The organism is Acidimicrobiales bacterium (genome assembly GCA_036378675.1).
Classification (GTDB): domain Bacteria; phylum Actinomycetota; class Acidimicrobiia; order Acidimicrobiales; family Palsa-688; genus DASUWA01.
Genome location: DASUWA010000010.1, coordinates 50,918 through 77,274, shown reverse-complemented (window position 1 = coordinate 77,274; position 26,357 = coordinate 50,918). Strand labels below are relative to the sequence as shown.

The following is a 26,357-nucleotide window of genomic DNA, read 5'->3' as shown; positions in this document are numbered from 1 at the left end:
AGAGACCGCTGGGGAGGTTCGACGAAATGCGCGGATTCAAAGCACCTGCGGCGGTGATGGTTCTCGCCCTTGCCGCCGGCAGCATCGGCGTCGCCGGAGCTGCGTGGGCGGTGAGCGCCGGCGGCTACAACCCCGGTCAGCAGGACTGCTCCCCGGGCGTCGACGCGAACAACGCCCCGAAGGGCGTGACCCAGGCGGGTTGTCACAACGTGGCGATCAACGTCGAGAGCGGCGACGGCAAGACCCGCTACGCCGAGTTCGGCCTCGACCAGCTGCCCAACGGCTACTCCGGCACGCCCACCCCGATATCGCTTGGCTACCCGGGCCAGCCGAACTCGATCCACTCGGGCTGCCTCGCGGTCAACACCAACGGGACCGGCGGCGGCACGAACACCGGTTGCGGGACCGGAACCGGAGCCGGGGCGACCGCCGTGTTCGACATCCAGAACACGAACCGCAACTCGGTTACCCCTGAGACGGGGGCACCGACCGCCCAGAGTTTGATGGCTCTGTTGACGGGCGGCTTCCGCTTCTACTACGGCCAGGACGACAACACCGACGCGGGGGAGCACGACGGGGTCACCGGGAACGCCAGCGACGGCACGATCGGGTCGGTCAACGGACCGTCCGACGGGGGAGGCGTCGGATTCTTCTTCCTGCCTGCCTTCATCGGTCAGACTCCGACCGCGTCGAACCCGGTGCCCTTCGCCGGCGCCTACGAAGGGTTCTGCGCCGACGGGATCTGCCAGGACGCAACCACCCAGCAGCAGCTGCTCTACCAGGGCTGCGACGCCAACCAGCACGTCCAGTGCGACAAGAACTCAACCCCGAGTCGCGACGTCTACAACTATCAGGGCAAGAAATGGGACCCCTACAACTGCAGCAGCGGCGACATCCCGTCGGAGTCGAAAGGCGCGCAGGGTTGCGGCAGCCAGACGATGGATCAGTGGCGCCAGCAGGAGGCGCACAACGTCTACGCCGAGCCCGGGTTCCAGTTCTACGAGGACCCCGATCCCGAGGGTTCGCCCGCCGGCCCGTCCCAGCTCTACCCGCTGCCTTCCGCATATGTCGGAACTTGCGGCGTGGCGGCCGGCGGTGGCTTCGCGCCGGCGGCGCCACCGTCACCGTTCAGCAACAGCGCCGGCCAGGTGGTCATAGCACCAACCGGCTGCTGAACATTCGGCTCCTTATAGGACGGCGCCGGCGATCTTCAGTTCGAGGATCGCGTCGGTGTCGAGGCCGAGCTCGCCCAGGACCTCGTCAGTGTGCTCTCCGTGGTCGGGCGCGCGAACCAGGTCGGCCGGTTCCTCGTCGAACTGCAGCGGCGAGGCGACCATTCTGAACTTGGTTCCCGAGGCCGCTTCGACCTCGCGCAGGTAGCCGTTCTCCAGGACCTGCGGATCCTCGAGGACTTCCGCGGCCGTCTGGACCGGCGCCCATACCCCTTTGACCTCTTGCAGAAGCGACTTCCATTCCTCGAAAGTCCGGCTGGCGAAGATCTCGTCGAGAATCGCGACGCATTCCTCGCTGTTCTGCGCACGGGCTGCGGCGTCGACGAACCGCGGGTCGTCGGCGAGCTCCGACCTTCCGACCTTGTGCACCAGGTCGGCCCAGTAGCGGTCGGATTCGAGCATGACGAGCGACAGGTACCGGCCGTCCTTGGTTTTGTACGTCAGCACGAGTGGGTTCGGCGCCTTCCCCCGGTTGCCGCGGGGGAATCTCCCGAAGCCGAACAGCCCGGCCATCAGGACCGACGCTCCGGTCGCCCACATGCCGGTGGCGAGCAGCGAGTTGTCGACCACGAGGGCTTCTCCCGTTCGTTCGCGGTGGTAGAGCGCAGCGGAGATGCCTCCGGCGATGGTCATGCCCCCGATCACGTCGCCGTACGCCGGGCCGGGCTGCATCAGGGGGTAGTCGTCGGGATCGCTGATGATGTCGGCGGATCCGCCCCGCGCCCAGTAGGAGCAGGCGTCGTACCCGCCTCGCTCGGATTCGGGACCGCGCTGCCCTTGCCCCGAGCCGCGCACGTAGATGAGGCGAGGGTTCACCGCTCGCAGGTCGTCGACGTCGATCCGGAGGTTCTTGCGGGCCTGCGGGCGGAAGTTGGTGAGGAACACATCGGCGGTCTTCACCAGGTCGAGCAGCACCTGGCGTCCCTGCTCGTTCTTGAGATCCAGGCCGACGCTGCGCTTGCCCCGGTTGGGAAGCTCGATCATGAAGTTCACCGAGCCGGGCCCGGACGGCATGAGTCCCGACGTGACCAGGCCGCGTTGAGGGTCACCGGACTCGGGGTGCTCGATCTTGATCACGTCGGCGCCCCATTCGGCGAGAACCGCGCCGGCGATCGGCACGTACGTCCACGCGGCGACCTCGACGACGCGGATTCCTTCCATGATTCGCTTCAAAGCGGGCTCCTTCGATGATCGGGGAGTTCCCCGGCCCCAGGGTTTATGTGGTGTCTCAACTCGCAGGCGGGAGCGGGCCGGCGATGGTCTTGGTCTCGGTGTACTGCTCGAAGCCTTCGACTCCGTTCTGCCGGCCTACGCCGCTTGCCTTGTAACCACCGAACGGGGAGTCGGCCCCGTACCAGACGCCACCGTTGACCGACGCGGTGCCGGCGCGGATCCTTCGTGCAACGGCGACCGCACGCTCCTCTGAAGCGGAGGTGACGCCGCAACCGAGGCCGTACTGGTTGTCGTTGGCGATTCGAACCGCGTCGTCCTCGTCCTCGTAGGGGATGGCGACCAGAACCGGTCCGAAGATCTCCTCCCGGGCGACGGTCATCGAGTTGTCCACGTCGGCGATGAGGGTCGGCTCGACGTAGTAACCGACCGGCAGGTGCGCCGGCTTTCCACCACCTACGACGACCCGGGCACCTTCCTTGCGCGCCGACTCGATGTAGCCGAGAACCCGGTCGCGCTGCGCAGCGCTGATCTGGGGACCCTGCAGGTTGGACTCGTCGGTCGGGTCACCGTAACCGACGGTCTTGAACCCGGCCTCCATGATCTCGATCGCCTCGTCGTACCGGGAGCGGGGGAGAAGCAAGCGGGTCAACATGACGCAGCCCTGGCCTCCGTGGACGCACACCATCCACGACATCGAGCACTTGGCCGCCAGGTCGGCGTCGTCGAGGACGATGTCCGCCGACTTGCCGCCCAGCTCGAGGAAGAGCCGCTTCAGCGTGGGCGCGCCCTTCTCCATGATCCGCTTCCCGACGGCTGTCGAGCCGGTGAACGAGATCAGGTCGACGCGCGGGTCGACTACCAGCCGCTCCGCAACCGCATTGTCCGAGGTGGGAACCACCTGCACCACGCCCGGCGGAAAGTCGGTCTTCTCGGCGACGATCCGACCGATGCGAGTCGCGTTCCACGGGGTCAGCGGCGCGGGCTTCAGGATGACGGTGTTGCCCGTGGCCAGCGCAGGGCCCAGCTTGTTCAGCGAGACTTCGAAGGGATAGTTCCAGGGGACTATGGCGGCGACCACGCCAACCGGTTCCTTGACCACCTTCCGCCAGCTCCGCGTTCCGAACGCGGTTCCCTCGGGCAGGTCCCGCTCCCAATGGAACTCGTCGATGAAAGCCGCCGGCCACTTGAGGGCCTCCGAAAGGGGAGCGTCGAGCTGCGGCCCATAGGTGAGTAGCACCGGCGTACCCACCTCCGCGACCAGCTCGGCGCGCAGCTGCTCCTGCTCCTCCTCCAGCGCCGCTTGCAGCTGAGCCAAGCAGTGCTGGCGCAGCTTCCCGTTGGTCGCCCAGTCGGTCTCGTCGAAGGCACGGCGGGCGGCAGCTATTGCTCTGTCCATATCGCCGGGGCCTGCGTCGGCCACCACACCGAGGACTTCTTCGGTCGCGGGATTCACGTTGTCGAAGGTCGCTCCGCTGTCGGCGTGGACCAACTTGCCGTCGACGAGCATCCGCTCCTCTGGTTCGAAACTCGGCATCAGGCCTCCCCTGTGCTCGCGGTCGCCCGTGCGAGACGAGCGACGAGTCCTCGCGACAATACCGTTTTCAGTTGCTGCGCAAGGCGGGAAGAGCGAACCGCAAAAGGTATGAGCGGGCATCCTGCCGATCAAGCGGGCGGCCGCGCCTCGCCACCGGTCCGGCGACGCTCCAGAGCAGATCGAAGATCGTGTTGGCGTCGTCCTCCGGACGGGCGGACGGGAACGACCCGTCCTCGAGACCCGTACGAAGCGAATCGGCCAACGGACTGGTGAGTCGCTCGCGCATGTAATCGCACTCTTCGTCGAAACCGACCGCCTGGCGCGCAGACACGTTGAACATCACCATGCGGCTCAGCCGGCGACGGTCGAACGCGATCGCCGTCATCTCGTCGATCCACGCGTGCAATCCCTCCAACGGGCCCGCGGCGTTGGCGACCCGCTTCACGACGGCCTCGACATCGCGCGCGGAAGCGGTTCGGAACATGGCGAGCAGGAGGTCGTCCTTGGACCGGAACTGCCGGTAGAACGCCCGGGTCGAAAGCCCGGCCTCGTCGAGAATGTCCTGGACGCTCGCCCCCTGGAAGCCGTTGAGCTTCATGACCTTCAGAGCGGCATCCATGAGCTTGGCGCGCTCCGCTTGAGCCTCGGGGGTCACCTCCCCGGCGCGCTGCTGCATCTACGCGAGGCCTCGGGTGAGGAGCATGCAACCGGTCGTGAAGCCCGCTCCGTTGGCGACGGCCGCCACTTCGGGATCGCCCGGCACTTGCCGTTCCCCGCCGGCCCCCCGTAGCTGCAGGACCGCCTCGTGGATCAGTCCGAAGCCGTGGAGCCTGCCGGCGGAGAGCTGGCCGCCGCTGGTGTTCAACGGAAGCTCGCCATCGAGACCGATTCTCTTACCGTCCTCGAGAAAGTCGCCGGCGCCGCCCGTCGGGCAGAACCCGAGGGCTTCGAGCCACAGGACCGTGATCATCGAGAACCCGTCGTAGAGCTGAGCCACATCCACGTCCCCGGGGGACAGGTCCGCCCGTTCCCATAGCTGCTCGGCCGCCCCTTGTCCCGGAAACGTGGCCAAGTCTTCCCACTGGTCCCAGGACGGGCGGCCGCGCATCGCGGTCCCTACCGCGTGGATCTGGACCGGTACGTGACGCGAGTCCTCGCTTGTGTCGATGCTCGAGACGACCAAAGTCGTCGAGCCGTCACAGGGAAGATCGCAGTCGTAGAGGCACAGAGGGTCGGCGATCATTCGGGCATTCAGGTAGTCCTCGAGCGTCATCGGGTCGCGTAGCAGCGCCTTGGGGTTGAGCGCCGCGTGACGCCGGTTGCTCATAGCGATCTGGCCGAGCTTCTCGCGGGTGAGCCCGAACCGGTCGAAGTGGTAGCGGGCCGAATAGGCGACCCAGTCGGCTGCCGACATCGCCCCGAACGGGATCAGGTACTGCATGGCTCCGGGGACGCCCCGGCCCATCCCCGACGATCCGATGCCGCCGCGGCTGGACGCTCCCTGCGCGGTCGACTCGGTCACGGTCCGGTACACGACGACGTGACGGGCAAGTCCAGTCGCGATCGCCATGCACGCGTTGACCACGGCCATCAGCTGGGCGGCGCCGTCCATGCTCCCGCTGTACCACCCGACCGACAGGTTGAGCGCGTCCAACACCTCGGTCGGACCAGGACCCCCGAATCCGCCCGTCGAAGTCCCTTTGCCCATTCCGGGATAGCTGGAAAGGCCGTCGATGTCCTCGGGTCGGAGGCCGGCGTCTTCGATCGCGGCCAGCACCGACTGGCAGGTGAGCTCCATCTCCGACAGCCCCAACCTCCGGCCGACCACCGACTGGCCGATCCCCGAGATGTAGGCGCGCCGTTCACCGATGAGCTTGGTCATGAGGCCGGCCTGAACAGCGGGTACCAGATCTCGTTCGACTCTTCGAAGTCGAGGGTGACGTCCATGCCGAGAACGATGTCCTCGGCGTCGATGTCGATGAGGTTGGTGGTGATGAAAAGGGCGGGCTGCTCTTCCAGCTCGACGAGACCGATGATGTACGGCTCGGACCCCGGGATCCAGTCCTTGTAGTTGACCGTGTAGGTGGCGACCTTGCCCCGGCCGCTCACCGCCTGCGGGCTGACGTTCGCGCTCCGACAGCGCCGGCACCGCGGCGCGGCGGGGTGGGTCCACCAGCCGCAGTCACCGCAACGAAGGATCAGCAACTGGCCGTCCTTGCCGCCGGTCCAGAACGCGGTGTTGTCCGGGTCGAGGAACGGAGGCACACGAAGCGGCAGAACGCTTCCGAGGGAATGGCGGGCTGTCATGTTGTCAGCGCCTCCACTCCCCGCCCGCGCTCGCCGGCTTCCATCAGGCGCTTGATCTCGGCGACCTCCTTGGTTACCGCGTCTTCGAACCAGCGGCGCGCCACCATGTCGTAGAGGTAGCCGGCGGGACCGTGCCCGAAGTCCATCTCCTCGACGTGCCGCATCCAGGTGCCACCGTCGCGTTCCTCGATCTCGAACCAGGCGTGGAGGTTCTCGGGTACTCCGTGTTCCAAGGTCACGTCGATGTGGTTCGGCTTCTCCCACTTGTAACGGGTGACCACCGATCCGGGAAAGCGCCCCATGAACATCCCGTCCTCTCTGGCGATCATGCCGTCCGGCAGATCGGCGAGCTTGGTGACCCATCGCATCTTCGTGTCGGCCTTGGTGTACTGAGCCGGGTCCAGCACGAAGTCGAAAACTTCATCGGGCTTGACCCCGGCGATCATTGCTTGACCTTCTCCCCTGATCATTGGTTGATCCTGTTCATTGCTTCATCCTGTCATCCGTTGCGAACGCTGCAGGGCCGCTGAGAATCTCTGCGACCGCGGCGCGGGGGATTTTTCCCATCTGGTTGCGGGGTAGGCGATCGACAAATGCGAGTCGCTCCGGCAACTTGTAAGACGCCAGGGCGACCCTGCAATGCGCCAGGATCTCTGCCGGATCCGGCTGTTGCCCGGTGACCGGCTCGATCACGGCGCCCACCCGTTCGCCGAGCCGCTCGTCGGGCACTCCAACCACGGCGCAGGCCTGTACGCCGGGGGCTTCGGACAGAACCCGCTCCACCTCGGCGGGGTAGACGTTCGCGCCGCCACGGATGATCAAGTGGCTCTTGCGGCCGAGCACCCGAAGGTGCCCGTCGCCCTCGAGCACGCCGAGGTCGCCGGTGTGAAGAACGCCGTCATGGAGTGACTCTTGGGTCGCGTCCGGCCGGTTCCAGTAGCCGAGCATAGGCCGGTAGCTGCCGGCCCAGGGGCCATCGAGCGTGGGGGACAAGACCAGCTCCCCTTCCTGAGATCTCACCGATATGTGGTCGAGCGGCCGGCCGCTCGTGCCTGAGGGCTTGCTTCCGACGAGGTCGTCGATGCTCACCAGGGCGGGGGATTCGGTGAGCCCATAGGTTCTGCTCACCGGCTTGCCGAACCGCTCTTCGAAGGCAAGGCGAAGGCTGTCCGGGCAGTCGCCGCCGCCGACCCATACTTCGGTGAGGCTCTCGAGATCCCCGGGCAGAACCGACTGGTCGTGGACCATCGTGTACAGCTGCGCCGGCGGGCCGTTCCACACAGTCACTTGATGTTCTCGGATCCAGCGCACGATCGACGCCACGTCCGCCTGGTCGATGATGACGGCGGTCCCGCCACACTGAGCCGTCAGGAGAGTTGTGAGGACCATCATGTTCAGGATCGTCAGCGGGAGCGAGTCGCCTTTGCGCAGCCTCTGATCCCATTGACGCCGCGCCACGGTCGCGGCGCCCGGCATGAGCAGCGCGGCCTGGCAGTGCACGGCCCCTTTGGGAAAACCGGTAGTGCCGCTCGTGTAGGCAATCCCCGCCGGCGCCAGAGGATCCGGCGGAGCGACATCGGGACGTCCGATGGAGCCGGCGACCCCTTCGCGCCACGTCCGGGTTTCGACGAGCTCGACGCGACCGTCCAGCTTTTCCCGCAACTCGTGTCCGGCGCGTGCGTCGGCGCTGCCGTCACCGGTCTCCTCGACAAGGTAGAGGGAAGCCCCGCAATCCTCGAGCATGTACAGCTTCTCGGGGGTTGCGAGGACTCTGTTGATGCCGACCCAGATCGCGCCGAGGCGCATCGCACCGTGGAAGGCGGCGAGGATGTCGAGGTCGCTCGGCAGCGAGGCAGCGATCCGGTCGCCGGGGCGTGCGCCTAGCCCGTATAGGGCGCCGGCGGCGCGATCGGCGAGATCGTCGAACTCCGAGTAGGTGAGCGTCGCCTGACGCGTCACCAACGCCTGACGGTCAGGCGCGAGCGCAACCGGATTCTCGAGTACGTCGAAAACACCCTGCGGGCGCCGGGCACCGGCTCCCGGGGGTGGCGTCGGGCTCACCGGCTCACCTCGCAGGCGCAGGCGCCTCGGGTTGGTCTTTCAACGCGGGAAGAACGGGCGGCGCGGTCCTCCAATCGGCAATGCCGTCCGCCGACTCGGCCACCGGGTACTTCGACTCGTGGATCTGCGCCCAGTGGCTGTGGTTGAGCTCGTGGAGCGTGAAGCACGCGTTGAGCGCGTTGTAGAAGCCCATGTTGTCGACGCTCTGATTCACCGACTCCTTGATGAGCAGCGCGGCCATCGTGGGTGTCTTGGCGATCCGCCGGGCGAACTCCAGGGTCTTTTCTTCGAGATCGGCGCGGGGGAACACCTTAGAGACCATTCCGAGCCGGTAGGCCTCGTCGACGTCCATCGAGTCGCCGGTGAGCAGCAACTCCTTCGCCCGCCGGGGGCCGAACTCCCAGGGATGGGCGAAGTATTCGACGCCGCACATCCCCAGCCGGGTGCCGACCACGTCAGCGAAGCTGACATCGTCCGCGGCGCAGATGAGGTCGCAGGCCCACATCAGCATCAAGCCGGCTGCGAAGACGGTTCCCTGAACCTGTGCGACCGTGATCTTGCGCAGATTCCTCCAGCGGCGGGTGTTGTCGAAGAAGTAGTGCCACTCCTGGAGCATCAGCTTCTCGGCGCCCTGGCGGGTCCCTCCGTTGATGACGGCTGTCGGGTGCTGGTCGGGCCCGGGCATCATCTCGGCCCTCGACTCGGAGGACCCCATGTCGTGGCCCGAGGAGAAGAGAGGACCTACGCCACCGAATATGACGACGCGAACGCGGTCGTCGGCTTCGGCGGCTCGGAAGGCCTCGTCGACCTCGACGAGCAGCCCGCGGTTCTGGGCGTTGCGGGTCTTCGGTCGGTTGAGGAGTATCCGGGCGATGGTGCCTTCGTCGAGCGTCTCGTAGGTGATGTAGCGGTAGCTGCCGTTGGGTGTATCGGTCATCGCTTCGCGTTTAGTTGGGATGCCAGCGTCGCGCCAGTCCCACGCTTTCCCTTCGCCGTGATGGAGACGTCGTGACCAGCCGCCTTGCGACGCAGCGCGCCGACCGTGCACTCCTCCTTGGGGAGCACGCTGAACGGGTCGTAGCCGAAGTTCCGAATCGCGTTGAGGTGGCTGATCCGCTCGATGTCGTAGCGGTCCACCCCGTCCATCTGTTTCATGAACGTCTCCGGAGCGGTCGGCCAGGTCGAGTCGGAGTGAGGGTAGTCGCACTCCCAGCACACCTTGTCCATGTCGAGGAACTGGCGGCTCGCCACCCCGAAGTGATCGTCGATGAAGCAGGTGATCATGTGGTCGTTGAACACCTCGCTCGGAAGACGGTCCCCGAAGTTCTGGCCGGTCCAGATGTGGTGGCGCTGGTAGTTGTAGTCGACTCGTTCCAGGAAGTACGGAATCCAGCCGATACCGCCTTCCGACAACGCGATCTTGAGATCCGGGAACTTCCGCAGCACCGGTGACCACACCAGGTCGGCGGCGGCTTGCACGATATTCATCGGGGTCAGCGTGATGAGCACGTCCATGGGTGCGTCGGGGGCGGTGATGACCAACTCCGACGACGACCCGATGTGCAGGCAGACGACGATGCCCTCTTCGCTGCACGCTGTCCAGAACGGGTCCCAGTGATCGGTGTGGAAGCTCGGCCATCCGAGCTTCGACGGGTTCTCGGAGAAGGTGACCGAGAGCGCACCCTTGGCTGCGGTCCGGCGAACCTCGGCGGCCATGATCTCGGGATCCCAGATCGCGGGGAGCGCGCACGGGATGAACCGGCCTGGGTAGGTGCCGCACCACTCGTCGATGTGCCAGTCGTTGTAGGCCTGAACCATCGCGAGGGCGACGTCTTTGTCCTCGGTGCGGGCGAACAGCTGCCCGCAGAATCCGGGGAACGACGGGAAGCAAAGCGAGCCGAGAACGCCGTTGGCGTTCATGTCCTTGATCCGCTCGTGGATGTCGTGCGTTCCCGGCCGGATCTCGTCGAACGAGGTCGGCTCGATCCCGTACTCCTCCGGCGGCCGTCCGGCCACGGCGTTCAACGCGACGTTCGACATGACGCTGCCCTCGTACTCCCACGCGTTGGTCCCGTCCTCGCGGGTGATGAAGCGCGGCGCCAGGTCCTTGTACTTCGCGGGCAGACGCCCCTCGAAGACGTTGGGTGGCTCGACCACATGGTCGTCCACGCTCACCATGATCAGATCATCGACGTCCATCTCAGGCCCTCCCCTACCGATGTGGCGGTTCGAATACGCAGCCTACTACCGCCGACAATCCCATTTTCAGGGCTGTGAATTGGGCCCGGGCGGGGCCCCAACCCCGCCCTCCTCCGGAGCGGGGGGACCCCAACCCCACGCCCGACCGTGGACTCTGGGCTCGGGCGAGGGTGCTTACTCTTCGTCGATGAAGATGGCCCTCTCGGGGCAGTTCTGGCGGGCCGATTCGGCCTGGTCGAGCAGCTCCGGTGGGACTTCGGCCTTGGTGACGATTCCGTACCCGCTGTCGTCGGTGTCGAAGAGGTCCGGGGCCAGCACGTAGCAGCGCCCGTGCCCGGTGCACATGTCGGTGTCGATACGGATACGCATCACTTTGCCGATACTACGGCGGCCCGGTTGAACGTCCGGCTGGGTGCTCATCCGCGGCTACTTGGCCGGGGCGGGGCCGAATACGAGCGGGAGCTGCTCGAGCTGGCGCAGACCGGGGGTGAACACGAGGGTGGTGCCGGGCGCGATGTGGTACTCGGGAATCCTGCGGTGCCATTCCCGCAGCGCCACTCTCAGTTCCATCCGGGCAAGGTGTGAACCGAGGCACCGGTGAACACCGCCGCCGAAAGCGAGATGGCGGTTCGGGTTCCGTGCCAGGTCCACCGTGTCGGAGCCGGGGATCGCCTGCTCGTCGGTGTTGGCGGCACCGAGCGAGATGCCGACCTTGGTTCCCTTGGCGATCGGGCACCCGCCGATCTCGGCGTCGACCGCCGCGACCCGTCCCAACCCGGTGACCGGGGTCTCCCACCGGAGCAGCTCCTCGATCGCGGACGGGATGAGTTCGGGGTCGTCGACGATCGCTTGGCGCGCCTCATCGTTCTGTGCGAGGTACGCGAAGTCGCACTCGAGAGTGTCGGTCACGGTGTCGAGGCCGGCGAGCAGGAGAAGGAAGCACATCCCGAGGATCTCGTCCCACGTGAGCTTCTCGCCTGCGACTTCCGCGTCCAGGAACCTGCTCAGGAGGTCGTCGGTGCGCTTCTGCTCACGTTCCTTCAGCGCCGACTCGAAGTAGGAGTCGATCCTCGCCGCCGTCTCTCGCTGGCTCGATTGGATGTCCTCGATCGTCTCGCCCTGCGGCCTCACGATCCCGTCCTTCATTTCGAGGAACATGTCGAGGTCCGACAAGGGCATCCCCATCATCTTCAGGAACACGGCCGATGGGAGGGGGATGGCGAACTCGTTCCCGAACTCGCATTCGCCGCGGTCGATGAACTTATCGATCAGGCCGTTCACCAGCTTGGTCGTGTCACCTTCGATCTTCGCCATTTCCCTCGGAGCGAAGATCGGATCGAGGAGCCGCCGGTACTTGACGTGCTCGGGAGGATCTACCTGCAGCGGTATGAGCGGCCGCTTCTGGCCGAGGTCGACCGCCTCCATCGCAGACGAGAAGATGCCCGGATTCTGCAACGCGAACTCGACGTCCTCGCGGCGTACCACGTGAACTCCGCCGAACAGGCCGGGAACAACCGGTCCGACCTCGCGTAGTCGCTTCCAGAAGGGCTGCGGGTTGGAAGAGTTGGCAGGGTCGAGGAATTCGTTGGGATCGAACTGCTCGGTGTCGACTGTCTCGGTCATGTCACGACCTTTCCGGTGCTACGAGCGGGGCAGCCCGAGCACCCTCTCGGCGATGATGTTGCGTTGTATCTCCGACGCTCCCGCGGAGATGGTAAGGGCGAACGTGCGGAAGTACTGCTCGATCCAGGACGTGTTCTCGTCCGGCACGAGGGTGGTCGCGTGGACCGCAGGAGGACTCGCCTCGAGCACCTCCGGTCCTTGCACCTCGGCTGCGACCATGGCCAGGTTTCGGCGGGCCTCGCTGGCGAAGGCCTTCATCAGCGCCTGCTCCGGCGCGCTCCCTCCGCGAAGAAGCTTTCCGAATCCCCGGTACCCCATGCAGCGAGCTGCCGCGGTGTCGATGTAGGCGTCCGCGATCCGTTCGGCCAGGGCATGGCGCTCCGCCTCCGAGACCCGCCCGAGCCACGAGGGCGCGTCTCTCACCAGGCGACTTATGTCGTCGTCGAGGACGATCGAACTGGAGACCCACACCATCCCTCTCTCGTGGGCGAGAGAGCCGTTTGCCATCGCCCACCCGTCGTTGAGGGTGCCGACCAGGTTCTGCTTCGGCACGACGACGTCGGTGAGGAAGACCTCGTTGAGATCCGGGTACTCCGGAGCGACGATCTCCGGAAGCGGGCGGACAGTCATCCCCGGGGTCTCCATATCGACGAGGATCACGCTGATCCCCTTGTGCTTCGGAGCTTCAGGATCGGTCCGGCAGAACAGAAAACAGAAGTCCGAATGGCGGGCCCCCGACGTCCACACCTTTTGGCCGTTTATGACGAACCGATCCCCGTCGAGCACCGCTCGCGTGCTGAGCGAGGCAAGGTCGCTGCCCGCGCCCGGCTCGCTCATGCCGAGACACGCGCTCTTCTCTCCCCGCAAGATGGGAAGCGCGTAGTTCTCGATCTGCTCCTGCGAGCCGTAGTCGAGGAGCGAGGGGGCGACGATCCCGAGGCCCTGCGGGTTCGTGGTCCGCGGGACGCGGGCGCGCTCCATCTCCTCGAGGTACACGAGTTGCTCGGTCGGGCTGGCATTACGTCCGCCTCGCTCGGGCGGCCAGCCGGGAACCAGCCATCCGTCGTCGAACATCCGCCGCGTCCACCGTTTTGCCCAGACCGGGAGATGGCCCGACGAAAGAGCCGGGTCGGCGCGGATTTCTTCCTCCGAGGGCCGGTTGTCCGCCAGCCAGGCCACGAATTCGGCGCGGAAGCGCTCAACCGAATCGTCGAAGGTCAAACGCATCAGGCGGCCAAACCCAGAGCACGAGCGACGTTCGCCTTGTGGGCGGCAGCCGATCCGAACAGCAGGTCCCCGGACTTCGCCCGCTTCAGGTAGAAGTGGAGATCCTGTTCCCACATGTAACCGATACCCCCGTGGAACTGCAGACCATCCTGAACGATCAGCCTCTGACAGTCACCCGCCGCAGCTTTTGCCATTGACACGGCTATGGAACGTCGCGGGTCATCCTCCGCGATTGTCAAAGCGGCGAAATAAGCGAGGGAACTCGCTCGCTCCAACGCAATCAGCATGTTGACCAGGCGGTGCTTGATCGCCTGAAAGGATCCGATCGGCTTTCCGAACTGCTCGCGGTCCTTTGCGTATTGCAGGGTGCTGTCGAAGATGACCCGGCAGGTGCCGGTCATGCTCATCGCCACCGCGGCTGTCGCCTGCTCGAGCGCCCTCCTGATCCCGGCGGCTCCCTTCTGATCGCCGGGCTCGACCAGCACCGCGTCATCAGGAACGAGCACGTTGCGGAGCTCGACGTCGGCGAGTGGCTGGCTCGGGTCGAGCAGCTTCACTGCAGTACTGGTCACCGCGTCGGATGGGACGGCGAACGCCCCAATCCCTTCATCGTCGCTTGCTCGTGCGACGACGAGAATCGTCGTCGCATCGGCTCCGTCGAAAACGAACGACTTTGTTCCGTTCAGGACCCAACCGTCCCGCGTGCGTCTGGCCTCCGTGCTCATTCGCGACATGTCCCAGCCGCTGCCCTTCTCGGCAATGGCGACCGTTCCTATCGCGCCTTGGTCGAGAACCGTTCCCAGCAGAATTTTCTGTTGTTCGGGCAAGGAGGTCTCGAGGACCATGGGAACGAACTGCGCGACCGTGGACATGAAAGGTGCGGGCACGACCGCGCGTCCCATCTCCTCTGCGATGAGCGCCAACTCGGCGAAACCCATCCCGAGGCCCCCCATCGACTCGGGCACCGCGATAGCCGGCCAGTCGAGCTCGCATATGACCCGCCACAACCGATCGTGCTCTCCGTCTAGTCGCCCTTCGTACGCGGCTCGAACCACGGCCGGCGGGCACTCCCGTTCGAGCACCGACCGAACCGAGTCACGTAGCTGTTCTTGCTCTTCGCTCAGCTCGAAATCCATAAGGTTCTCCGATGGGCGTTGCCCTGTATGGAAGTGTTGTCCAACCGAGCAGACTGCACAGTTGGACAAGATTCACGTCGGGAGCTTGCCATGAGTCGTGCTATCCAGGCCGAATCCAACTCGAAACCCCGCGGCGCGTCGAACGACCGTCGGTGGCAGGAGGTGCTCGACGCAGCCGCGGCTCTGTTCGAGGAGAAGGGGTACCAAGCGACGACGCTGCAAGACGTCGCGTCTGCGGTGAAGATCCTCGCGCCCAGCCTCTACTACTACATCAACACGAAAGAGGACCTTCTCTTCTCGGTGATGCGACGTGCTCACGAGTTCGGCTTGACGTTCCTCGAGGAGCCTGCCGACCTGGCCGAAGCGGACGCCGAGACGCGCCTGGAGGCGTTCATCCGGCGCTGGATGGGCGGCACCTACCCGGCGCTCCGCGTCGTCGAGCGCGACATCCGTTTCCTCAGCGGCGACCGTCAACGCGAGGTGCTCGGATGGCGGGACCAGATGGACCACTTCGTCGCAGGGATCGTCCGCCAGGGCGTGAACGAGGGTGTGTTCGACAAGACGGTCGACCCGGGGGTCGCCTCCACCACCCTGTTCGTGGTTCTGAACGCCACCCGGACCTGGTTCAGAGAGACCGGCCGGATCTCGTACACCGAGTTGACCGACTGGTACGTGCGGCTGTTCCTGGCCGGGCTGCGCACCGGGATCCTGGTCGATCGATAGGGCCGGCCCGGTAGGACGGCTCGATAGGGCCGGCTTGACAGGGCTCCGCTGTCAGCGGCAATCTAACGTCTATTAGATAGACCGGCGTAGTTGGGGATGCCGGCTTACGGGGGTTCGCCGTGTCCGTACTCGCAGACTCGTTCGAAGACCAGGTCCCGGCCTCCAGCCGGCACCGCTCCGCGGCCAGGGCGACCGATTCCGCCTGCTCGGCGGCGAGGGTGGAAACACTCCGGGTGCGCAACCACCTGCGCAGCGGAGGGCTCGACGAGGATCATGTCGGGGCCCTGGCCGAGCTGGAGGGCCGGTGGCCGCCCCTCCTCGTCTGGGGCCGCAACCCCGACGTTGTGCTCGACGGTGCTCACCGCCTGGCTGCGGCCAAGCGCCTTGGTCACGACACCGTCGAGGTGGTCGTCTTTCACGGGAGCGCCGACGAGGCTTTCGTCGAGACAGTGCGGCGCAACATCGGGCACGGCCTGCCGCTTTCGGTGCCCGACCGCGCTAATGCCGCGCAGCAGGTCCTTCGCCGGCATCCAGACTGGTCCGACCGGCGGATAGCGGAGGCTTGCGGGTTGTCGCCGCACACGGTGGCCCGCTTGCGTGCCTCGCTTCCGCCGGCGGACACTTCCTCAGGGGAGGGCTCTGTGGCACACCGAGTTCGGAACAGCGCGCCGCCTGGCAACGGCAAAGGCTCTTCGAAGTCGCCGACCGCGTGCTCGGCCGACCGAATCGTCGATATCGAATCGAGGCTCGGCCGCGACGGGAAGAACCGCCCGGCGCAGCCCGGCCTGCTGCGCGACCGGGTGCTCGAAGCGCTCAGGGCCAACCCCGCCGGCTCATTGCGCCAAATCGCCAGCGTCGCCAAGGTGTCGCCGGAGACGGTGAGGCGAATCAGGCGCGAAGTCGAGCAACCCGGCGGTCCCGAGATGACTTTCCTCGCGGCGCTGCACGCGCCCGAGGAGTCCGACACCGACTGGCACGAAGACCCGGCCATGTGCGTGAAATCCGAGTTGGTTGGCTGGCTGGATCGGACCGACCCTTCCGGGGATCTGGAGCAGTTCGCCCTCAGTGTTCCGCTCAGCCGGGTTTACCAACTGAGCGACGAGGCCCGTCGCAGGGCGGCTCGCTGGGCCGCCTTCGCCGAAGTGCTCGAGGGCCGCGCCCGGGCGCGCAACCGCGGCTACTCGATCGTCTGAGTATCTCCGGTCAGCGGCTCGCAGATCCGGCACGGCTGGAGGCCCTGGATCTCGTGGCTGGCGACTTCTCGCAGCCCGCTTGGACGGCGCGCCACGATGGGGCACTCCGGTCGATGGAAGTTGTTCCCGCTTGCCGTTGCCACGAACCTCGCCCTCGACGGGGACCTCGCAAGCGCGGATCCGCTCGCAGCACCGTTCATGTTGTGATCACCGCCCGACGCAATCCCGAGTAGAGCGTCGCGAAGCTCCGCCTGGCTGCGCATCAGCTGCTGATGCTGGAGGTCGGCCTGGTCGTATATCCGGTAGAGCCAATGGGCCCAGTACAGCAGGGCCCCGGCGACGATGGCACCCAGCCCGAGAAAGCCGCCGCTCACCATGTAAGGGATCTGCTGCTGGTCTACGCGCGCGTGAGCTGCTCCGTACCAGGCGAGGATGATGCTCGCCACTCCGACCGGTATGAGGATCGAGCCGGCGAGGATCTGCCAGGTGTTGCGGATGTCGAAGCGCGGACGACCTGTTCGGCTCCCGGCCCCGCCCGGCCGGCCGGGCCCCCCCGACGGGGCGGTTCCGTCGAACCCGTTGTCATCGGTCCGTTCGGGTCTGTCGAAGTCTTGGTCCGCTGTCGCGGTGCCCCCGTACGGGTGGCCGGAGTCGCTCGAGTCGGAGCTCGCGTAGACATCGTGCTCGGCCGTGTCGTAAACGGTTGGGTCGTACACTTCTCGATCGTCACGCAGGTCGACGTCGCCGCCTGATTCATGGTGACGACGCTGGAGCGGTTGAGGAACCTTCAGTTTCACCTACGTCTCCCGTCGATCAGCTGCCAGCGGGCATAACCCAGCAGGCCTCCGCTGGACATGATGGCTAGAACGAAAACGAGCACAACCAGGCTCACCGGTATCGATTTCCCCACCCGGGCCAGCACGGCTTTGGCACCGGAGTAGCTGGCGCCTGGGCCGGTCGGTTGAATCGTCTGAGTAGTCGGCGCCAGGCTCGGCGTACCGCTCAACCCCACTCCTCCGGTGCCGCTCGAAACCGTGCCCGTCCCGGTCGACGATCCGATGCCGTTGTCCGCTCCGGTGAGCGAAGGAAGGCTCAACGAGGGAGTCGTCGGGAAGCTGGGGAACGGGTTGGCGGTCGCGCTCGCGGTCGCGCCCCCGAGCAAGACGTTGATGACGAACGGCACGGACGGCTGGCCCGGCGTGCCCGGCAGGCCGGGGGCAAGCGGAGCGATGCCGGGGACGGTCGGGGTGTTACCGCTGAGCGTGATGACCAATGCCCCGGAGTTGTTGGCCGTCTGCGCACCGTTGGTCGTCTCGGTCGGCGCGATCGTGTGAACGGAGAGACCTTGGGCGGTGAGGTTTTGAAGAAGGGTGTTGGCCGCCGAGATCAAACCTCCACCCCCGCCCTGGCTGACGAGGTGTATCCCGTCCTGGTCGATGTAAGCGCTCTGGCCGGCGACGGTGACCTTGCCGATCTTGAGGCTCGCGGACGGGGTGCCGTTGTTCCCGTCGGACGCGCCCCCGGCGGTTCCGGTGACGCTCGCGATCTGGATGACACCGGCTATGTCGATTCCGGTCACTGTGGATGTCGCGTTGCTGCTGACCGAGCTGTCACCGATCTGCTCGGTGTTGGTGACCTTGGCGCTGACGATGTGCACGACGTTGGCTGCGGATGCGATCGCCGGCCCGATCCCCACCTCACCGACGGTCGCGTCGACGTTCGCGCCCGTCGCCGACGTGTGGGAATTGGAGCTTGCGGCTCCCATCGAGAAGGCGGCGTTCTGCACGGCCGGGGTCGAGAAGGATTCGTCGGTTTTGTTGGTCGCGGATGGGGGGTACTGGGCTTCGGAGAGCACCGGCTCGTTCGGGACTGCCGGGCCGCCGAAGGTCTCGATCGCCGTCCCGAGGTGCGCCGCCGCGTCGCCCGGGTAGAGCGGCGAGCCGAGCGCGTCGATGTTCGGACCGCTCGAGACGTTCGTCCGGGTGAACGGTAGGTCAACCGAGAAGATGTTCCCGGTCGTTGCGTCACCTATGGGCAGCAGCCCGGGGCTGTTCACGTCCAGCTCGATCGCTGCGGATGTCGTGCCTAGGTTGTACCCCGCCAGTCCCGACGTTGTTTGAGCGACTGCTCCGGGTGCGGCCGTCATCCCGACCAGGCAGGTCGCGCTTAGGGAAAGAACGGCGATCCGTCGACCACGCCCATCCTTTTTCCGGGTCGTGACTTTCATCTCCCACCTCCCATATAGGTGGACGCCAGGCCCGTCTCGCGAAGGTCCTCCGGCTCTCCGACATCCACGACGCGACCCTTGTCGAGGACGTACGCGTAGTCGGCCAGCTCGAGAGCGGCCTCCACGTACTGCTCCACCAGCAGGATGGTCACCCCTCGCTTCGCCAGCGTGCGGACGGCGTCGAACAGCTGGTTCACGATGAGCGGAGCCAAGCCCATCGAGATCTCGTCGAGCATCAACAGGCGCGGGCGCATCATCAGGGCACGTGCCAACGCGAGCATCTGCTGCTCTCCACCGGAGAGGGTGCCTGCGAGTTGATTGAGCCTTGAACGCAGTGCCGGAAAGAGGTCCGTGCCTTCCTGAACGGCGTTGGTGGCCATGCGGAGCGCGTAGTCGGCCATCAACAGGTTCTCTTTCACGCTGAGGCTCGGGAAGATGCCTCTTCCTTCGGGAACGTGCAGGATCCCGCGACGGGTGATGTTGCTGGGGGCCTCCCGTTCGATCCGCTCGCCGTCGAAGGTGATGGTTCCCGCTTCGGGGCGTACCAGACCCGAGATGGTTCGCAGGGTGGTGCTCTTGCCGGCGCCGTTGGCACCGAGCAGCGCGACGACACATCCCTCCGGTATTGAAAAAGTCACACCGGAGAGCGCCCTCACGCCTCCGTAGGAGACGCTCAACTCGTCGAGCTCCAGGAGTTGGGTCATCCTGCCGCCGCCCTCACCTCGACCTCCGGGCCGCCGAGGTAGGCCGCGATCACCGCCTGATCGTTGCGGACCTCGTCGGGAGTGCCGACGGAAATGCACTTGCCGAAGTCGAGGACGGTTATCCGGTCGCACACTTCCATGACAAGCCCCATGTCGTGTTCCACCAGAAGGATGGCGATGTCGTCGACCGCGACCAGGTCGAGGAGGATGTCACGAAAACGGGCCGTCTCCGCCGAATCCAATCCCGAGCTCGGCTCGTCGAGAAGAAGCAACCGCGGGTTGGTGCACATGGCTCGACCGAGTTCGAGCAGACGGCCCTGACCGGTGGGAAGCTCTCCGGCGGGGCGCATGGCGATGTCCTGGATGCCCAGCCGTTCGATGACTTCGCCGACGAGTTGGTGACCTTCCCCCGATTGACGGCCGACGACGCCGCCGGGCACCGACGCCTCCCAGGCGCACAGCAAGTTGTCGTAAACGGTCAGCCCGATAAACAGCTCCAGCCGCTGGAACGTGCGGGCGATGCCCGCCCGGCCCCGGCGGTGCGGGGCCCATGACGTGATGTCGTGCCCGTCGTAGCGCACCCGCCCATGGGTGGGCGTGAGGACCCCGGTGAGGACGTTGAAGAGGGTCGTCTTCCCGGCCCCGTTCGGTCCGATCAGGCCGGTGATCTCGCCCGTCGCCGCACTGAGGTGGACGCTGTCGAGGGCGACCAGGCCGCCGAACCGGACGGTGACCTCGTCGCACCAGAGCAGCGCCGGGCTGTCTACGTCAGGCATGGGCTTCGAGCGGGGTTGTCTGTCGTGCTGCGTCGGCGGGCTCGAACGCCGGGGTCGGTTGTTCGCGAACGTCGACCAGCTCGATGTCGCCGCGGGGCAGGGGCTGGAACAGGGCGAGCAGCTTCTGGACGATCTTGACGGTGAGCGCGATCGGGCCCTCGGGATTGTTGGCGATACCGATGACACCGACCGCCACGCCTAGCGGGATGTACTGCTCCACCGAGGCTGGGATCGGGAACAGCTGTGCCCCGAATACCGCACCGGCCATCAGGGCTCCCGCGACGAGTGAGCGACCTCCCAGAACGACCAGCAGCAGCAGTTCGAGGGAAGCGTTGAAAGAGAAGTCCGTGGGGCTGACGGTGAGCCGGGCGGCGGCGAACAGCGAGCCGGCGAACGCGGCCCCGGCGGCGCACAGCGCGAAGGTCATCAGCTTGGTGAGCGTGAGGTTGACACCGAAGGTGGAGGCGGCAAGGGGGGAGTCGTTGATCATCTGCAGGCGCCGGCCTATCGGCCCGCGCCGCAGCAACGCAGCCACGATTGCGTAGACCCCGAGGACGAAGAGGCAGAGGTAGTAGAAGCTGGTCGTCGACGCGAAGCTCCACGGACCCAGGTGAGGCCGGTGGATGTTCATGCCGGTGGAGCCGCCGCTGATCGACGAGTTGCTGAATATAAGGCTGTCCATGAGCAACGCGAAGGCCATCGTCGCCAGTGCCAGGTATAAACCGGAGAGCCGAAGGGAGGGAAGGCCCACGATCACTCCCACCGGCACGGCGATGAGTGCCCCGAGAAGGGCCGCCGGGAGGAAGTTGCCGCCGTGCGCCCCGGCGAGATGGCCGACCGTGAACGCCCCGATTCCCACGAAGCTGAACTGGGCGAGTGATATCTGTCCCGCCCATCCGGTTAGCACGACGAGGGTTATGCCGATCGCCGCGTAGATGACGCCGATGGTGACGTCGCCGAGTTGGGCCGGCTTGATGAGAGCCGGGAGCACCAGGCCGATTCCGACGATGATGGCCCCGGCGGTGATCGTCGAAGGACCGATAGGCCTGGGAGGGGGGCTACGCAGCGGACGCGAGGAGGAACGCACCTCGGTTAGCCGCTTGCCGTAGACGATCAGGAGGATGTACAGCCACGCGGCAGGGATCGAACCCTCGATGTCGGCGACGTAGCCGACGCTCCCGTACTTGGTCAGGATGCTCTGGACGACCCCAAGTGCGATCGCGGCTACGAACGCGATAGGCAGGCTGACCAACTTTCCCTGGACGGCCGGCGAGAAGGCGTAGATGACGAGCAGCACGAGCGCGAACACGTCGAGGCCTTCGAACGAGCTCAGCAGTATGCCCACCAGCCCGGCGAACACGCACGAGAGCACCCATGCCACCCGGCTGATCGTCTCTGCGCGGACGCCCGCCAAGGCGGAGAGGTCGCGGTTGTCGATCACCGCGCGGCTCGCCATGCCGAACTTGGTCCTGCGCTTCAACAGCCAAAGCCCGGCACCCACGGCAATTGCAATGAGCAGAGTTGCCAGCTGGTCGTAACCGACGTGGAGGTGCGCTCCGACTTTGAACGTCGACGTCGGAAAGATGCTGCGCAGCCCGCGAGCCTGTCCGCCGTAAACGATCGGTACGAGCGCCTGGAAGAAGGCGAGCACGCCGAGAGACACCACGATCTGGATCTCCGCGGGCGCCGCGGTCAGCGGGCGGAAGAGCCGTTCGAGGAGCACACCGATCAACGGGGCGAGGCCGAGCAGGACGATCGGCAGGGAGTACCACTGGCTGATCCCCGAAACGTCGCGAAGCTGAGAGAAAGTGAACGCACAGAACATCGCGATAGCGCCGAACGAAAAGTTGAAGATGCCGGTGATCTGATAGTTGAAGACGAGGCCCATCGCTGCGAGCGCGTACACCGCTCCGGTGAAGAGCCCGATGACGATGTAAGGAAACACGAGTGCCTCTTACGAAGCCGGGACGGCCACAAGGTTGTTGGAGCAGAAGAACCCGCTCGAAGGCCACACCCGAACGAAGTCGTTGCCCTTGACCTGAAGGTCGACGAGGCAGTTGCCCGGCTGTTTGGTCGTCTCGTTGGACGGCGCCATCGCGCCCCTGGTGTCCCAGACCCCTAGACCGCCCAGGATGCTCCTGATCGAGGCGCGGGTCGGATTGGGACCCGATTTGATCAGCGCGTAGAGGAACATCTCCGCCGAAGCCCACGCTTCGATCCCGAAGGCGCTGGGCTGCTTGCCCGGCTCGAAGGTACGGAGCTGCGACTGGTAGAGGTTTACCGCCGGCTGGGATTCGTTGAACGGAATGAAGTTCAAGAACACCTGGAACCCCTGCGCCTGCTGCTGGCCCGCGGTCGAGATCTGCGCCGGCGTGTAGCCGTCGAGGGTCGTCCCCGCGTAGGTCGGGTGGTAGCCCTGGTTGTACATCGCATCCAGCAGCTTGTCGTTGCCGGTCACGTCCATGGTGGTGAACACCCCGTCGCAACCACGTTGCTGCATGGTGAGAACGTCAGACGTCAGGTTGGGGGAGGCGGGTGAGACATTCTCGTCCTCGTAGCAGTCCTGCGATCCGGTCTGCTGGAAGACCTTCACGAACTGGCGAGCAGCGAGGGAGCTGATCGGGATGTTGAAGGCGAGGAACGCCATCTTGGTCGGGAGCTTCCCGTTGGCCTTGAGGCCGGCGGCGAGGGTGTCGTAGATATAGTCCTGGCCGCCCTTCGTCTGGGCTCCGAAGGTCCCGGCCGTGAAGTAGTTGGGGCTCTGGCCTCTCGCGAAGTTGATCGCCTGACCCAGGTCGGGGATTCCGGCTTGCTGCATCGCGGGGACACCCCCGTTGTCCGCGTCTGACGTCGAGCCGACGAACGCCAACGACTTGGGGATCAGGTCCTGGATGTCCGCGGCGTTGTGCGAGGCGTCCTGGCCGTCGTCCTCGACCGACAGGTTGAGCTTGCGCCCGCAGATCCCTCCCGCGTTGTTCACTGCGGCGAACAGAGCAGTGACCGCCTCTGGGCCCTGGTTGAAGTTGTTGGACAGGAGCCCACTCAGCCCGCTCACGTTGCCGACGTTGATGGTGGTCGGCGTCACACCTACATCCGACGCCCTGTTGGCGGAACTGGCCGGGCAGTACGCCGCCTCGGCAGCAGGGTCGAGGTTGAACGTCTGGGGGCCGAGCGCCGCGACCGCCGCCGGGGTGGCGCCGCTGGCTGCGCCGCTGCCGCTCTGTGCCGCCTGGCCGCCGCCCCCTCCGGTTCCCCCGCCGTTGGAGCCGATTCCCAGACTGGACAGCGTGGTCGGCGTGCCGGCGGCCTGAGCGCCCGGACCGCTAGCGGATCCTGGTCCCGAGCCTCCCGATCCGTTCCCTGGCCCCACCTGGGCGGCGGGGAAATAAGGCGGGACTCGCGCACCGCATGCCCCCAGCAGACCGACGACCGCCGCCATCGTGACGACCGTTCTTGTTTTGGACCAACTCACCTATCCGACCCCCCAGTCAGGTCGCGGACTCAGACGGGAATCTGACCCTCCGGCCAGCGTAGATACCCGATCGTGGACAGCAGGTGGCATGCGCTACACAGATTTCGGCCCGCGACGCGCCGCCACCTGCCGTGCGCGCTCAGGGCATGTCCGTTTTTCCGGTGTTGTTTCAAGCAGCCTTAGCGGTGTCGACGTGCATGAGTCGGGCTAGGTTCCCGCCCATCACCAGGCGAACTTCCTCGTCACTGAGTCCCTTGAGATCGTCGACGAAGGTCAGCGGGTCGGCCAGCCCTTCCGGGTGCGGGAAGTCGGAACCGAACAGAACCCGTTCGGCGCCGATGAGCTTCACCAAGCCGATTGGGTCCTCCTCGTGGAAGGGGTGGACGTAGATGTTGCGCTTGAACACGTCGATCGGGTTCTCGTCGAACGCCTGCGGGGCGAACTCGTACGCGTGCTCGAAGGCTTCCATTATCGGACGCACCCAATTCGATCCGTTCTCGACGGGCGCGAAGCTCAACGTCGGGAATCGGGAGCAGAGCCCGTGGCCGACCAGGGAAGCGACCGTGTCCATGATCGGGCGGCTCTGATGCCCGACGATCACCGCGAAGCCCGATGTGTTGACGAACGGGAGCATCTCGCCATTGCGAAATCCTTCCCATTCGTTGACTTGCCGCTGATAGCCGCTGTCGGAAGCGTGCATCCCGACGAGGATCCCGGCCTCCGCGACCCGGGACCAGAAGGGGTCGAACTCCGGCAGAGCGGGCGAACGTGGGCCCATGAAACCTGGCACCGGCGCCGGCCGGACGAGGATCACCCGCGCGCCTCTTTCGAGCACCCATTCCAGCTCCTCGATGGCTCGCTCGACGATGCATAGCGAGATGACGGGCGTCGGGAAGATCCGTCCCTCGTAGTTGAACGTCCAATGCTCGAGCATCCACTGGTTGAGGGTGTGGATGACCGCGTGGGTCGCAAGAGGATCGTCGCGAAGCCGTTCTTCGAGGAGGCTCGCGAGCGTCGGCCACATCAGCGCGCGGTCGACTCCCAACTCGTCCATCAGCTTGAGCCGCGGTTCCGGCTCCATGAACGCCGGCAGGGACCGGATCGGCTTGCCCATGATCTCCCGCCGCGACTTGCCTTCGGGGTTGCCGGACTTGAAGTACTCCTCTTGCGCGCCGGGCGCTGCGACCACCTCGAAAGTGGGATTCGGTATGTAATCGCTGATGACGTTGCGGACAGCGATCTTCGTTCTTCCCGCGACCTGCACGTACTTGATGAGGCCCTCGTACTCGGGAGGAAGGAACTTGGTGAACGCGTCCGTCGTTTCGTACATGTGGTTGTCTGCGTCGAACACGGGAAAGTCGAGCACGCGTGACGGCATCGGATCTTGCTCCTTGTTTCTAAGAGCCTGAAGCGGAACGTCTCAGGTTTGTAGAGGTGGTCCCCCCGGTTTCCCGACGGGAAACCACCCTTTCAAGAAATGGTAACACGCAACGAGGGCGGGCGGAAAATGGCGTTTTCGCCTAACGCGTCAGTTTGGACTCGGTTCCGATACGGGTAAAACCCGATACTTGTGCTGGCGGGTGGTTCAGAAGCGAGATTCGTCGCGCGCGCCCTTGCGGTGCTGGTTGCGGCCGTGCTCGTAACGGGGGTCGCAGGGGCGGAGGGCCTCTCTGGATCACCGGGAATGCGACCGGCAGCAAGCCCCGGCCCAGAGCCCGACCGTTTCCTGTCCGGGCGCCCCGACAAGTTCTTGTCCGTATACCCCGACAAGTTCTTGTCCGTGTACATGGACCCCAACGGGCGAATCGTTCGCCGGGATCAGGGTGGCGACACTGTGAGCGAGGGGCAGGCGTACGGGATGCTGATCGCGGCCGCCACCGGCGACGGGGGCGACTTCAACACGATCTGGTCGTGGACCCAGCACCACCTTCAACGGCCCGATGCGCTACTGGCTTGGCACTGGGACAACGGGCGGGTCGTGGACCAGATGCCGGCATCCGACGCCGACATCGACGCGGCGTGGGCGCTCGCGGTCGCTTCCGGCCGGTTCGGCTCGGCGGTGCTGGCCCAGGATGCGGGTCGGATCGCCGCCTCGGTGCTGACCGAGGAGACCGAAGTCACCCCGATCGGACGGATCCTGGTAGCGGGCCCGTGGGCGATGCCCTCCCGGATCGCCGAGCCCGGCTATCTCGCGCCAGAGGCCTTTACCATTCTCTACCAGCTCACAGGAGATCCGGGATGGTCGCAGCTCGAGTCGACCTCCCTGCAGCTGCTGCTTCGTGCCATGTTCGGTCACCGGCTGCCGGCCGACTGGGTCTCGGTCAGCACAAGCGGAGCGGTCGAACCGATCCCCCCGCCCTCGCACGCCGGATCTCTTGTTTCCTACGGCCTTGGGGCGGCGCGCGTTGCAACCTGGTGGGCTTCGAGCTGCGTCAAGGCGGAACGAGACGTCGCGTCGAACGAGTGGCCGCTGCTCGCCCCAGCGGCACGTTCGGGTGCATTCGACGTATCTCTCACCCTCTCGGGCCAACCCCAGAGCCCGGCGGTCAACGCAGCGATGGCGGTGGGAGACGGCATGGCCGCCGTAGCCGCCGGCGATCGTGCAGAAGCGGATCCACTACTGGCGTCGGCCTCACGACTCGACCGGCGGTACCCGACCTACTACGGCGACGCCTGGGTCGCGCTGAGCCGCCTCCTGACCACGACCGACCGTCTCGGCGGCTGCCCGCCGATGAAAGAATGAATTGCCGTCGTAGATATAACGCGGTGA

General features: G+C 65.9%; 24 protein-coding genes. 4 read left to right on the top strand and 20 right to left on the bottom strand.

Going from position 1 to position 26,357, the window contains the following annotated elements:
- Window positions 1–26 precede the first annotated feature (26 nt).
- On the top strand, window positions 27–1,175 hold the full coding sequence (locus VFZ97_03870) for a hypothetical protein (protein ID HEX6392553.1): 1,149 nt from the start codon (window positions 27–29) through the stop codon (window positions 1,173–1,175).
- Window positions 1,176–1,187: 12 nt separating this feature from the next.
- Here the strand turns inward: VFZ97_03870 and VFZ97_03865 are convergent, their stop codons facing one another.
- The 13 genes from VFZ97_03865 to VFZ97_03805 form a co-directional block, all read right to left on the bottom strand.
- The gene (locus tag VFZ97_03865; GenBank protein ID HEX6392552.1) at window positions 1,188–2,405 is read right to left on the bottom strand and encodes a CoA transferase; all 1,218 of its coding nucleotides are present in this window, start codon (window positions 2,403–2,405) and stop codon (window positions 1,188–1,190) included.
- A 55-nt stretch (window positions 2,406–2,460) separates the two neighbouring features.
- Window positions 2,461–3,939 (bottom strand): aldehyde dehydrogenase family protein, encoded by a 1,479-nt coding sequence (locus VFZ97_03860; protein ID HEX6392551.1) that lies wholly within the window; start codon window positions 3,937–3,939, stop codon window positions 2,461–2,463.
- Window positions 3,940–4,006: 67 nt separating this feature from the next.
- Window positions 4,007–4,615, bottom strand: coding sequence for a helix-turn-helix domain-containing protein (locus VFZ97_03855; protein HEX6392550.1), 609 nt, complete (start codon window positions 4,613–4,615; stop codon window positions 4,007–4,009).
- The gene (locus VFZ97_03850) at window positions 4,616–5,821 is read right to left on the bottom strand and encodes a thiolase family protein (protein ID HEX6392549.1); all 1,206 of its coding nucleotides are present in this window, start codon (window positions 5,819–5,821) and stop codon (window positions 4,616–4,618) included. It abuts the gene before it with no gap.
- Window positions 5,818–6,246 carry an OB-fold domain-containing protein gene (locus VFZ97_03845; protein HEX6392548.1) on the bottom strand — a complete coding sequence of 143 codons (429 nt, stop codon included), beginning with the start codon at window positions 6,244–6,246 and terminating at the stop codon, window positions 5,818–5,820. The genes VFZ97_03850 and VFZ97_03845 overlap by 4 nt, the downstream gene beginning before the upstream one ends.
- Window positions 6,243–6,716, bottom strand: coding sequence for an SRPBCC family protein (locus tag VFZ97_03840; GenBank protein ID HEX6392547.1), 474 nt, complete (start codon window positions 6,714–6,716; stop codon window positions 6,243–6,245). The genes VFZ97_03845 and VFZ97_03840 overlap by 4 nt, the downstream gene beginning before the upstream one ends.
- A gap of 13 nt (window positions 6,717–6,729) precedes the next feature.
- A complete protein-coding gene (locus VFZ97_03835) occupies window positions 6,730–8,307 on the bottom strand; it encodes an AMP-binding protein (protein HEX6392546.1) in 1,578 nt (525 codons plus the stop codon).
- 4 nt (window positions 8,308–8,311) lie between these two features.
- A complete protein-coding gene (locus VFZ97_03830; GenBank protein ID HEX6392545.1) occupies window positions 8,312–9,244 on the bottom strand; it encodes an enoyl-CoA hydratase in 933 nt (310 codons plus the stop codon).
- A complete protein-coding gene (locus tag VFZ97_03825; protein ID HEX6392544.1) occupies window positions 9,241–10,506 on the bottom strand; it encodes an amidohydrolase family protein in 1,266 nt (421 codons plus the stop codon). The genes VFZ97_03830 and VFZ97_03825 overlap by 4 nt, the downstream gene beginning before the upstream one ends.
- A gap of 174 nt (window positions 10,507–10,680) precedes the next feature.
- Entirely contained in the window at window positions 10,681–10,926 is a 246-nt protein-coding gene (locus tag VFZ97_03820; protein ID HEX6392543.1) for a ferredoxin, read from the bottom strand.
- 6 nt (window positions 10,927–10,932) lie between these two features.
- Entirely contained in the window at window positions 10,933–12,129 is a 1,197-nt protein-coding gene (locus VFZ97_03815; protein ID HEX6392542.1) for a cytochrome P450, read from the bottom strand.
- 18 nt (window positions 12,130–12,147) lie between these two features.
- A complete protein-coding gene (locus VFZ97_03810) occupies window positions 12,148–13,356 on the bottom strand; it encodes an acyl-CoA dehydrogenase family protein (protein HEX6392541.1) in 1,209 nt (402 codons plus the stop codon).
- Window positions 13,356–14,492 (bottom strand): acyl-CoA dehydrogenase family protein, encoded by a 1,137-nt coding sequence (locus VFZ97_03805; GenBank protein HEX6392540.1) that lies wholly within the window; start codon window positions 14,490–14,492, stop codon window positions 13,356–13,358. The genes VFZ97_03810 and VFZ97_03805 overlap by 1 nt, the downstream gene beginning before the upstream one ends.
- A 90-nt stretch (window positions 14,493–14,582) precedes the next feature.
- Here VFZ97_03805 and VFZ97_03800 point away from each other — a divergent pair, with 90 nt between their 5' ends.
- Window positions 14,583–15,215 (top strand): TetR/AcrR family transcriptional regulator, encoded by a 633-nt coding sequence (locus VFZ97_03800; protein HEX6392539.1) that lies wholly within the window; start codon window positions 14,583–14,585, stop codon window positions 15,213–15,215.
- 119 nt (window positions 15,216–15,334) lie between these two features.
- Complete coding sequence (locus VFZ97_03795) at window positions 15,335–16,408, top strand: ParB/RepB/Spo0J family partition protein (protein ID HEX6392538.1); 1,074 nt, start codon at window positions 15,335–15,337, stop codon at window positions 16,406–16,408.
- On the opposite strand, the gene VFZ97_03790 is transcribed toward VFZ97_03795, so the two are convergent.
- The 7 genes from VFZ97_03790 to VFZ97_03760 all read right to left on the bottom strand — a co-directional run bounded on the left by VFZ97_03790 (window position 16,393) and on the right by VFZ97_03760 (window position 24,965).
- Window positions 16,393–17,205, bottom strand: coding sequence for a hypothetical protein (locus VFZ97_03790; protein ID HEX6392537.1), 813 nt, complete (start codon window positions 17,203–17,205; stop codon window positions 16,393–16,395). The two genes, VFZ97_03795 and VFZ97_03790, sit on opposite strands and share 16 nt — an antisense overlap.
- A complete protein-coding gene (locus tag VFZ97_03785; protein ID HEX6392536.1) occupies window positions 17,202–18,635 on the bottom strand; it encodes a hypothetical protein in 1,434 nt (477 codons plus the stop codon). The genes VFZ97_03790 and VFZ97_03785 overlap by 4 nt, the downstream gene beginning before the upstream one ends.
- On the bottom strand, window positions 18,632–19,339 hold the full coding sequence (locus VFZ97_03780; protein HEX6392535.1) for an ABC transporter ATP-binding protein: 708 nt from the start codon (window positions 19,337–19,339) through the stop codon (window positions 18,632–18,634). Before VFZ97_03780 ends, VFZ97_03785 begins: the two co-directional genes overlap by 4 nt.
- A complete protein-coding gene (locus VFZ97_03775; protein ID HEX6392534.1) occupies window positions 19,336–20,115 on the bottom strand; it encodes an ABC transporter ATP-binding protein in 780 nt (259 codons plus the stop codon). The genes VFZ97_03780 and VFZ97_03775 overlap by 4 nt, the downstream gene beginning before the upstream one ends.
- The gene (locus VFZ97_03770) at window positions 20,108–22,060 is read right to left on the bottom strand and encodes an ABC transporter permease (protein HEX6392533.1); all 1,953 of its coding nucleotides are present in this window, start codon (window positions 22,058–22,060) and stop codon (window positions 20,108–20,110) included. The genes VFZ97_03775 and VFZ97_03770 overlap by 8 nt, the downstream gene beginning before the upstream one ends.
- Window positions 22,061–22,069: 9 nt before the next feature.
- On the bottom strand, window positions 22,070–23,554 hold the full coding sequence (locus VFZ97_03765; protein HEX6392532.1) for an ABC transporter substrate-binding protein: 1,485 nt from the start codon (window positions 23,552–23,554) through the stop codon (window positions 22,070–22,072).
- 202 nt (window positions 23,555–23,756) lie between these two features.
- Entirely contained in the window at window positions 23,757–24,965 is a 1,209-nt protein-coding gene (locus VFZ97_03760; GenBank protein HEX6392531.1) for an amidohydrolase family protein, read from the bottom strand.
- A 192-nt stretch (window positions 24,966–25,157) separates the two neighbouring features.
- On the opposite strand from VFZ97_03760, the gene VFZ97_03755 reads away from it, so the two are divergent.
- Window positions 25,158–26,330, top strand: coding sequence for a glycosyl hydrolase family 8 (locus VFZ97_03755; GenBank protein ID HEX6392530.1), 1,173 nt, complete (start codon window positions 25,158–25,160; stop codon window positions 26,328–26,330).
- The last annotated feature ends 27 nt before the right edge of the window (window positions 26,331–26,357 follow it).